General features: G+C 53.1%; 12 protein-coding genes. 11 read left to right on the top strand and 1 reads right to left on the bottom strand.

Annotation, left to right across the window (positions count from 1 at the left end; genetic code table 11):
• From CPT76_RS07165 to lysS, 10 genes are all read left to right on the top strand, one after another.
• A partial coding sequence (locus CPT76_RS07165) for an anthranilate synthase component I family protein (protein ID WP_146116181.1) occupies nucleotides 1-677 on the top strand: 677 nt, incomplete at its 5' end.
• Nucleotides 678-681: 4 nt separating this feature from the next.
• Nucleotides 682-1,263, top strand: coding sequence for an aminodeoxychorismate/anthranilate synthase component II (pabA, locus tag CPT76_RS07160; protein WP_105442418.1), 582 nt, complete (start codon nucleotides 682-684; stop codon nucleotides 1,261-1,263).
• A complete protein-coding gene (locus CPT76_RS07155; protein ID WP_105442417.1) occupies nucleotides 1,260-2,147 on the top strand; it encodes an aminotransferase class IV in 888 nt (295 codons plus the stop codon). Before pabA ends, CPT76_RS07155 begins: the two co-directional genes overlap by 4 nt.
• Before the next feature lie 35 nt (nucleotides 2,148-2,182).
• Nucleotides 2,183-3,007, top strand: coding sequence for a dihydropteroate synthase (gene folP / locus CPT76_RS07150; RefSeq protein WP_105442449.1), 825 nt, complete (start codon nucleotides 2,183-2,185; stop codon nucleotides 3,005-3,007).
• A 59-nt stretch (nucleotides 3,008-3,066) separates the two neighbouring features.
• On the top strand, nucleotides 3,067-3,429 hold the full coding sequence (gene folB / locus CPT76_RS07145; protein WP_105442416.1) for a dihydroneopterin aldolase: 363 nt from the start codon (nucleotides 3,067-3,069) through the stop codon (nucleotides 3,427-3,429).
• A 9-nt stretch (nucleotides 3,430-3,438) separates the two neighbouring features.
• Nucleotides 3,439-3,987, top strand: a complete 549-nt coding sequence (gene folK, locus CPT76_RS07140; protein WP_105442415.1) for a 2-amino-4-hydroxy-6-hydroxymethyldihydropteridine diphosphokinase — start codon at nucleotides 3,439-3,441, stop codon at nucleotides 3,985-3,987.
• Entirely contained in the window at nucleotides 3,939-4,142 is a 204-nt protein-coding gene (locus tag CPT76_RS07135) for a helix-turn-helix domain-containing protein (protein ID WP_105442414.1), read from the top strand. The genes folK and CPT76_RS07135 overlap by 49 nt, the downstream gene beginning before the upstream one ends.
• 64 nt (nucleotides 4,143-4,206) lie before the next feature.
• Nucleotides 4,207-5,229, top strand: coding sequence for a tRNA dihydrouridine synthase DusB (gene dusB / locus CPT76_RS07130; RefSeq protein WP_105442413.1), 1,023 nt, complete (start codon nucleotides 4,207-4,209; stop codon nucleotides 5,227-5,229).
• A 269-nt stretch (nucleotides 5,230-5,498) separates the two neighbouring features.
• Nucleotides 5,499-5,975, top strand: coding sequence for a transcription elongation factor GreA (greA, locus tag CPT76_RS07125; RefSeq protein ID WP_076176695.1), 477 nt, complete (start codon nucleotides 5,499-5,501; stop codon nucleotides 5,973-5,975).
• Between the two features lie 200 nt (nucleotides 5,976-6,175).
• A complete protein-coding gene (gene lysS, locus CPT76_RS07120; protein ID WP_105442412.1) occupies nucleotides 6,176-7,708 on the top strand; it encodes a lysine--tRNA ligase in 1,533 nt (510 codons plus the stop codon).
• Nucleotides 7,709-7,754: 46 nt separating this feature from the next.
• Here the strand turns inward: lysS and CPT76_RS07115 are convergent, their stop codons facing one another.
• Complete coding sequence (locus CPT76_RS07115) at nucleotides 7,755-8,411, bottom strand: TetR/AcrR family transcriptional regulator (RefSeq protein ID WP_105442411.1); 657 nt, start codon at nucleotides 8,409-8,411, stop codon at nucleotides 7,755-7,757.
• 90 nt (nucleotides 8,412-8,501) lie between these two features.
• Here CPT76_RS07115 and CPT76_RS07110 point away from each other — a divergent pair, with 90 nt between their 5' ends.
• A complete protein-coding gene (locus CPT76_RS07110) occupies nucleotides 8,502-9,041 on the top strand; it encodes a hypothetical protein (protein WP_105442410.1) in 540 nt (179 codons plus the stop codon).
• Nucleotides 9,042-9,277 lie beyond the last annotated feature (236 nt).

The raw sequence follows: 9,277 nt of genomic DNA, 5'->3' as shown, positions 1-9,277 counted from the left end.
CCTCTAGTCTGCGTTCCCCGGGATTCACGCTGGTCAGCGGCTCCCCGGAACTGTTGGTGAAGCTTCAGGGGGAGCGGATCAGCACCCGCCCGATCGCCGGCACGAGGCGCCGGGGGCTGACCCCGCAGGAGGATGCGGCCATGGCGGCTGAGCTGCTGGGCAGCGAGAAGGAGAGAGCCGAGCATATCATGCTGGTGGATCTCGAACGCAACGATCTGGGGAAGGTAGCGGCGTACGGCTCGGTGCACGTCCCGGAGCTGATGACAGTCGAGCATTACTCCCATGTAATGCACCTCGTTTCTCAGGTGGAAGGCCGGCTCGCTCCGGGCAAAGGCGTATACGACGTGATCGCCGCCTTTTTCCCGGGAGGAACCATCACGGGCGCCCCTAAGGTGAGGACGATGGAGATCATCGAGGAGCTGGAACCGGTAAGGCGCGGGCCATACACCGGCTCAATCGGCTGGATTGACTACAACGGCAATATGGAATTAAATATTATCATAAGAACGATGGCCGTCCTGGAAGGTACGGGATATATCCAGGCCGGGGCGGGAATCGTCATCGATTCCGACCCTTACCGGGAATACCGGGAATGCCAAAACAAGGCTAAAGGCATGATCCTGGCGGTTCTCGCAAGCGAAGAGGAATCCGCCGCCAAATCTGGGATAAGGGGATGAGCATATGATTTTGGTTATCGACAATTATGACTCTTTTACGTACAATCTGGTGCAGTATTTGGGGGAGCTCGGACAGGAAGTGAAGGTATACCGCAACGATGAAATTACCGTATCCGGCATTGAGGAGCTTGCACCCGACCATATTTTGATTTCCCCGGGTCCCTGCACGCCGAACGAGGCGGGAATCAGCCTGGAGACGATTGCGAATTTTAAAGGCAAAATCCCGATTTTCGGCGTATGCTTGGGTCACCAGGCCATTGGGCAGGCATTCGGCGGCAATGTCATCCGTGCTGAACGGCTGATGCACGGAAAAACATCGCCGATCCATCATCACGGCACCTCCGTGTTCGAGGGTCTTCCTTCGCCATTTACGGCGACAAGATACCACTCGCTGCTGGTGGAGCGGGACAGTCTGCCGGACTGCCTGGAAATCACCGCAGAAACCGAGGAAGGCGAGATTATGGGACTGCGTCATAAGGAGTATCCGATTGAAGGCGTCCAGTTCCATCCGGAGTCGATCATCACCGATTACGGGCATCAAATACTGCGTAATTTCCTGAAGCAGACCGCAGGCGCCAAAGCATGAAGAAGATAGGATTGAACGGCGGGATCGTGGATGCCGCCGACGCCGTGGTACCTGTAATGGATCACGGCTTTTTATACGGAATGGGGCTGTTCGAGACGCTGCGGACATACCGCGGCCGGCCCTTTTTGCTGGAGAGGCACTTGAAGCGGATGGCGGAGGGCTGCCGGATGCTGGGCATTCCCTTTTCGCCGGAGGATGCGCTTGCGTCCATGCCCGGTTGGATTGAAGCCATGATGAAGGCGAACGGCCTTGAGGAGGCTTACATTCGTTATACCGTCAGCGCTGGCGTTGATGTTCTCGGGCTTCCCGGGGAGGAGTACAGCCGCCCCAATCATGTTCTGCTTGTGAAGGCGCTGCCCGAGGCGCCGGAGACCCTCTACACGCAAGGAAAAGCCCTGCAGCTGCTGGTCACGCGGCGTAACTCTCCCGAAGCTCCGATCCGCTTGAAGTCGCTCCATTACATGAACAACATTTTGGCGAAAAGGGAGCTGGTGGCTGTGAGCGACCCGCGTTCCCGCCAGGCGGAAGGCCTAATGCTCGATGAGCGCGGACATGTCAGCGAAGGCGTCGTCAGCAATGTGTTTTTTGTGAAAGAAGGGGAACTCTATACACCTGATGCATCCACCGGGCTGCTGCCTGGCATTACGCGCCAGGTTGTGCTTGAACTCGCCGGCGCGGCAGGCATCCGCTGCACGGAAGGCCTGTATACGTGGGAAGATCTGCTGGCCGCAGATGAGGTGTTCGTGACCAGCTCCATCCAGGAGCTTGTGCCCGTTACGCTCCTGCTGGACAGGCAGGGAACGGGCAGAACGGTGAGTCACGGCGCCGCCGGCCCGATCACCCGCCGGCTGCTCGATTTGTACCGACAGAAAGCAGGGATTTGACAGTGAAAACGACAATCTACGAACGTAACTTTACGATGGGTCAAGCCGTGCTGAGGCTCGGACAGTCTACCCAGCTGATGGGCATTTTAAATGTAACGCCTGATTCCTTCTCCGACGGCGGCCGGTATGTGGATCCGGACACGGCCGTACGCCATGCGCTCAAAATGATGCTGGACGGCGCTGACCTGATTGATATCGGAGGAGAATCAACCCGGCCGGGATATACGCCGGTATCCGCGGAAGAGGAACTGGCCCGCGTGATTCCCGTGATTGAGGCGATCCATAAAGCGGCCCCGCACATTCCGATCTCGATCGATACGTACAAGGCGGAAGTGGCTCGCCAGGCCATTCTGGCCGGTGCCCATATCATCAACGATATTTGGGGAGGCAAAGGCGATCCGGACATGCTGAAGGTGGCAGCCGAGCTGGGCTGTCCGATTATTCTGATGCATAACCGGCACGATATGGACTACACCGATTTTGTGGAGGACGTCGTCGCTGACCTGAAAGAGAGCGTGCGCCTCGCCTTGGCGGCCGGAGTTCGTCCGGAACATATTATTTTGGACCCGGGGATCGGTTTTGCCAAAAATGGAGAGCACAACTTGAAGCTGATGACCCAGCTGGACCGTTTGAATCAGATTGGATATCCCGTGCTGCTGGCCACGTCCCGCAAAAGGTTCATCCGCAGCGTGCTGGATCTGCCGGTGGATGATCTGGTCGAGGGCACCGCGGCCACGGTGGCATTCGGAATCGCCCAGGGCTGCCAGCTGGTGAGGGTGCACGATGTGAAATCGATCAAACGAACCGTCAAAATGTGCGATGCGATGATATACACTTCAGCGGTTGTGAGCCGAGAATAGACGTTTTAAATACAGGAGCGTTTGGTACGATGTAGATTATTGGGGAGGCGGAGTAGAAAATGGATAGAATGGTCATTCACCGCATGGAGTATTACGGGTATCACGGCGTGTTCGAGGAAGAGCGCAAGCTCGGCCAGCGCTTCTACGTCGATCTGAACATGGAGCTGGATTTGCGCGCAGCCGGAGAGAACGACGATCTCACCCAAACGGTAAATTATGCCGAAGTCCACGAAACGGTCAAAAACGTGGTAGAAACCGAGTCTTTTCGCCTGATTGAAGCTTTAGCCGAACGTATTGCATCTGTTGTACTGGACACTTATACTAGTATCAATGCACTGACGGTCAAAGTGACCAAACCGCATCCTCCATTTGACATCCACTTTCAGGGTGTTACTGTGGAGCTGCATAGAACAAGAAAGTGAGACTCCACCATGAATGCACATTTCACCTCTGAGCTATCAGAGGCTTATATTGCTTTAGGGGCAAATTTGGGTGACCGCGAGCATACGCTAATGGAAGCCATCCGGCGCCTGGATGAAGATCCTCGTATTACGGTAGCCCGCTGTTCCCATCTTTATGAGACGGAGCCTGTGGGTTATGTGGACCAGCCCCTCTTTTTAAATATGGCTGTGTGCGTCCGCACAAGTTTGGATTCCCATGAACTGCTGCACGTGGTGCAGGGGATTGAGAACGGGCTTGGGCGCATTCGGGAGATCCATTGGGGGCCCCGGACCGTCGATTTGGATTTAATCTGGATGGAGGGCCGCAGGGAGAACACGGAAGAACTGGTGCTGCCGCATCCCCGGATGGAGGAGCGCGCCTTCGTGCTGGTTCCCTTATCCGATATCGTTCCTCCCGACGAGCCTTCCGGCTTATATACAATCGTAGAGACAGCTCTGGATAAGCTGGATGGAAAGGAAGGTCTGCAGCTTTGGAAAACATGCAGCTGGCGAAGCGCGTCCGCGCCTTCCGGAAGCTAAAAGGCTACACGCAGCAGGAGCTCGCAGCCAAGAGCGGCATATCGCTTGCGGTGTTGGGGGCCATCGAACGGGGAAACCGTCGTGCAGAAGAACAGGTTTTGATCAAAGTAGCGGAAGCACTGGGTGTATCTGTTCAGGAACTGAGGAACGGTTAGACTTTAGAGAAGCAGGAATACTGCTTATGTATATACAATGAATAATAAGGGGGGAAATGATGCGATGCTGAAGATTGGCGATATTGAAATGAAGAACCAAGTCGTGCTGGCACCGATGGCGGGCGTGTGTAATCCTGCGTTCCGTCTTATCGCCAAGGAATTCGGAACGGGTCTGGTCTGCGCAGAAATGGTCAGCGGCAAGGCGATCGTTCACGGCAATCAGCGCACGCGGGAAATGCTATTTGTAGATGAGCGCGAGAAGCCGCTCAGCCTGCAGATTTTCGGAGGAGACCGGGATTCTCTGGTGGAGGCAGCCAAAGTTGTGGACCAACAGACCAACGCCGATATTATTGATATCAATATGGGCTGTCCGGCTCCGAAAGTGACCAAAATCGACGCCGGTGCACGCTGGCTGCTCGATCCCCAGAAAATTTATGAAATGGTCTCCGCGGTCGTGGATGCAGTCGATAAACCAGTGACCGTGAAAATGCGAACCGGATGGGACAGCGACCACATTTATGCGGTGGAGAACGCCCAAGCGGTAGAACGCGCCGGAGGCCAGGCAGTCAGCCTGCACGGCAGAACCCGGGAACAGCTGTATACGGGACATGCCGATTGGAGTATTATAAAGCAAGTTAAAGAGTCGGTATCGATCCCGGTCATCGGTAACGGTGACGTGGTTACGCCAGAAGACGCGCGGCGCATGCTCGACGAAACCGGATGTGACGGGGTTATGATCGGACGCGGCGCTTTGGGAAATCCGTGGATGCTGTACCGTACGATTGAGTACCTCAAGAGCGGTGAGCTGCTTCCGGAGCCTGCGGCTGAAGAGAAGATTCGCATTGCGATTCTTCATATGGACCGTTTGATCGCGCTGAGAGGCGAGTTCGTGGCGGTACGTGAAATGCGCAAGCATCTGGCATGGTACCTGAAAGGTCTCAAAGGGTCCGCGCGGATCAAGGATGAGATTATGGAAGGAACGAAGCGCGACGAAATGGTCGGAATATTGGAGGATTTTGTGGCGAACCTGAACCAGCGTGCCGAAATGGAAGCCGAGGAAATAGGTGTGGAAGCGGTGGCCCAATAAGATGGGCGGCCGCGGCTGCACCCCTGTCATTGACATTTTGAAACGGTTACCATATAATTTTGCAGTATAAATTCGACTCTTCGTTTAACAAGCAGCAGGAGGATGTTCTGATCCTTCAAATTTTGCATATAGTTTTGCATATATATAGATTGAACTAAAGTAAGCATTGCCATCTCCTGACCACGGAGCAAGAACGTAAGTTTCTTTAGTTCATTCTATGGAAGCAGGATGTTTTTTAATTTATTTACATGACAGGAGAATCGGTTAAGATGAGCGATAAAGAAGTCATTCTTACACAGGACGGACTTAAGAAGCTGGAAGACGAACTCGAGAACCTGAAATCGGTGAAGCGCCGCGAAGTCGCGGAGCGGATCAAGGTTGCCATCGGCTACGGTGATATCAGTGAGAACTCCGAATACGAAGACGCCAAGAACGAGCAGGCTTTTATTGAAGGCCGAATCATTACTTTGGAAAAAATGCTGCGCAATGCCCGGATCATCAATAATGATGAGATCAACACGGACATTGTGGGCGTAGGTGCTACGGTAACGGTGCAGGACCTGGAATTCGGCGATACGATGGAATATACGATCGTCGGTAGTGCTGAATCCGATCCGCTGAACAATAAAATTTCCAATGAAAGCCCGGTCGGCAAAGCAATCATCGGCAAGCAAAAAGGAACCGTCGTGGATGTGAACGTTCCTGCGGGCGTCATTCAATATAAAATCATCGATATCAAAAAGTAATATCCATGCTTTAGGATTGAAAGAAAGCTTCCTTGAGGAAGCTTTTTTTCAAGATTGTGGAATGTAACACTTGAGCTAACGTCGAGGCAAAGGAAAGGCCCCACTTGGTGGGGTTATTTTCGGATATAGATGGCAGACGGCATGCCGCTTGGACAAGCGGGAGAGGTTTAGCAGTGAAATGAAGGAGATGAAGACTGACCATGTCAGAAGAAGTGAACAACCAGGAACAGGAAATTGAATTAAGCGAGATGCTGAAAATCCGCCGGAGCAAGCTGGACGAGCTGCGTGCACTGGGGATCGATCCTTTTGGCAAGAAATACGACAGAACCAGCATGGCAGGCGATCTGCTGAGTAAATACGACGGTATGACGAAAGAAGAGCTGGACGAGCAGCACGCCGAAGTTCGCGTTGCCGGACGGATTATGGCTAAGCGCGGCATGGGTAAGGCTATTTTTGCCCATATTCAGGATCTCAGCGGCAAAATCCAGATCTATGTGCGCCAGGATTCCGTGCCTGAGCATGCGTTCGAGGCGTTCCGCCTGCTGGACCTGGGCGATATCGTCGGCATCGCCGGAACGATGTTCAAGACGAAGACCGGGGAAACGACGATCAAGGCCAGCGAGGTGGAGGTTCTGTCGAAATCCCTTTACCCATTGCCTGATAAATACCATGGCCTCAAGGACGTGGAGCTTCGTTACCGTCAGCGTTATGTGGATTTGATCATCAATCCGGAAGTACAGCAGACGTTCATTGCCCGCTCGCGGATTATTCAATCGATGCGCCGTTACCTGGATTCACAGGGCTACCTGGAAGTCGAAACTCCGACACTGCATGCGATTGCCGGTGGAGCCGCGGCCAAGCCGTTTATTACGCATCATAACGCGCTGGACATGCAGCTGTATATGCGGATTGCCATCGAGCTTCACTTGAAGCGCCTGATTGTCGGCGGTCTGGAGAAGGTATACGAAATCGGACGTGTATATCGTAACGAGGGTATTTCTACCCGCCACAATCCGGAATTTACGATGATCGAGCTGTATGAGGCTTATGCCGATTACAAAGACATCATGAACCTGACCGAGAACATGATCGCGCATATTGCGCAGGAAGTACTCGGCACCAAAGTCATCAACTATCAAGGGAATCAAGTCGACCTGACTCCGCCTTGGCGTCGGGTATCCATGGTGGATGCGGTCAAGGAAGTCAAAGGCGTGGACTTCGGCGTGCATATGACGGACGAGGAAGCTCACCGTCTGGCCAAAGAGCATAACGTCAAAGTCGAGCCGCACATGACATTCGGTCATATCCTGAACGCGTTCTTCGAGGAATTTGTTGAGGAAACGCTGATTCAGCCGACGTTTGTGACCGGGCATCCGGTGGAAATTTCGCCGCTTGCGAAGAATTTCGCCGCTTGCGAAGAAAACGAGCAGGATCCGCGGTTTACCGACCGTTTTGAGCTCTTTATCGTGGCCCGTGAGCATGCCAACGCATTCAGCGAGCTGAACGACCCGATCGATCAGCGCCAGCGTTTTGAAGCACAGCTGAAGGAACGCGAGCAGGGCAATGACGAAGCGCATGAAATGGATGAGGATTTCCTCACCGCGCTGGAGTACGGCATGCCGCCGACCGGTGGTCTGGGTATCGGCATCGACCGTCTGGTGATGCTGCTGACGGATTCTCCGTCGATCCGTGACGTGCTGCTCTTCCCGCATATGCGGAATCGTCAGGAGTAGTTTTCAGGTTTAGAGGGAAAATAAATAAAAGGAACAGCTGTCGTGATCATGTATCACGCGGCTGTTCCTTTTTTGCGTTTGAGTCAGGCTTCTGTGCCATGGAATGGACACCCGGCTGGCATAAGGATAACAAATGCCGCTTGATGACCGCGACCATGACCTCGGGGGTCACACGCTCCGGACGCATTACGGCATGGATGGCCAGGCCGTCGAGGACGGCGTAGAAGCGTTCCACTTCGATGGCAAAATCCAGACCGGGAAGCAGGAGCTGGCCTTCCGATAAGCCGTTGAAGACGGTAACGAAAATCGACCGCAGCTCGTCGTCCACCTGATGGCGCAGCGTACGCAAGGAATCATCCGACAGCGACTTGACGACAAAAGAAAACCACACCTCCATTTCCAGCCGCTTTTCGTTGTCGGTAGGGAGAACCTCATGCAGAAGAGAAGGAATGTCCTGCATCAGGTCACCGGAGAAGACCGTATCATATATGCGCTGCGATACCCGCTCGGATACCCGTTTCATGGAATAGGACAGGAGCTCGGATTGGGTTGAAAAATAATGCCGCATCGAACCCACGGAGATCCCCGCCTCTTCCGCAATGTTTCGGACGGAAGCTTGCTCGATACCGTGCTTCTGAATGACGCGCCAGGTGGCCTCGGCCACTTTGGCTTTCTGGAGTTCATGATCAACAATTTTAGGCATGTCTCCATTATACCACGTGCTTGATTTATTTAGTACGACTGTGGTAAATTGATTTTAGCACATTTGTATTAAATAAGGAGTGGGATAGGTTTGATCGGTATAGGGATTGTTGGGTGCGAAATTGCCTTCTGGGTCTTGGTGTTAGCCGGGCTTAGCGTCCGGTATTTGGCAGGGTGGAAAAAGGGCGGTGCCGCGCTGCTGTTGATGACTCCTGTAGTTGACCTTCTCTTGATCATTCTTACGATTATGGATCTGCGCGGCGGAGCCGAGGCGGAATTTATGCATGGGCTGGCTGCGGTGTACATCGGTGTAACCATTGCTTTTGGCCACCGGATGATTCATTGGGCCGACGAGCGGTTCGCCTATCGTTTTGGAGGAGGGGCTAAGCCCCAAAAGGCCCCCAAATACGGGAAGGCACATGCAAGACGAGAGCGGCAAGGGTGGTTCAGACATGCGCTGGCTTGGGTCATTGGTTCGATTCTGATCTTTCTCATGATTGTGGTCGTTAATGACCCCGAGCGAACCGAAGCGCTTAAGCAAGTTCCGTTACTTTGGGCATGCATTGTTGGCATTGATTTCGTTATAAGTTTCAGCTATACACTTTGGCCAAGGAAGGGCAAAGGCTACTAATTATCCGCAGGTGCCGCAGCTATGGAATGCATGGTTAAGCAGACAGTCGGCACCTTATAAGTACAACTAAATAATAAATTCAGAAAAAGACTTGCATAATACAATAATGCGTGTTATATTAATATTCCGGCCAATGATTTGGTTGTAACTTGAATCAAATCACAAGCTTTCATATTAAATCTGATAAAAAGATTTAAAAAAAGAGCTTGCTAAGTTGAGTCGAACATGATATACTA

The sequence above is a fragment of the Paenibacillus sp. AR247 genome (assembly GCF_002968895.1).
GTDB lineage: Bacteria > Bacillota > Bacilli > Paenibacillales > Paenibacillaceae > Paenibacillus_AQ > Paenibacillus_AQ favisporus.
This window is presented reverse-complemented; position numbering and strand designations above follow the sequence as displayed.

Coding starts and splice junctions, on each gene's coding strand:
- pabA (WP_105442418.1), top strand. CDS start 682: ATGATTTTGGTTATCGACAATTATGACTCTTTTACGTACAATCTGGTG.
- CPT76_RS07155 (WP_105442417.1), top strand. CDS start 1,260: ATGAAGAAGATAGGATTGAACGGCGGGATCGTGGATGCCGCCGACGCC.
- lysS (WP_105442412.1), top strand. CDS start 6,176: ATGTCAGAAGAAGTGAACAACCAGGAACAGGAAATTGAATTAAGCGAG.
- folP (WP_105442449.1), top strand. CDS start 2,183: ATGGGTCAAGCCGTGCTGAGGCTCGGACAGTCTACCCAGCTGATGGGC.
- greA (WP_076176695.1), top strand. CDS start 5,499: ATGAGCGATAAAGAAGTCATTCTTACACAGGACGGACTTAAGAAGCTG.
- folB (WP_105442416.1), top strand. CDS start 3,067: ATGGATAGAATGGTCATTCACCGCATGGAGTATTACGGGTATCACGGC.
- CPT76_RS07115 (WP_105442411.1), bottom strand. CDS start 8,411: ATGCCTAAAATTGTTGATCATGAACTCCAGAAAGCCAAAGTGGCCGAG.
- folK (WP_105442415.1), top strand. CDS start 3,439: ATGAATGCACATTTCACCTCTGAGCTATCAGAGGCTTATATTGCTTTA.
- dusB (WP_105442413.1), top strand. CDS start 4,207: ATGCTGAAGATTGGCGATATTGAAATGAAGAACCAAGTCGTGCTGGCA.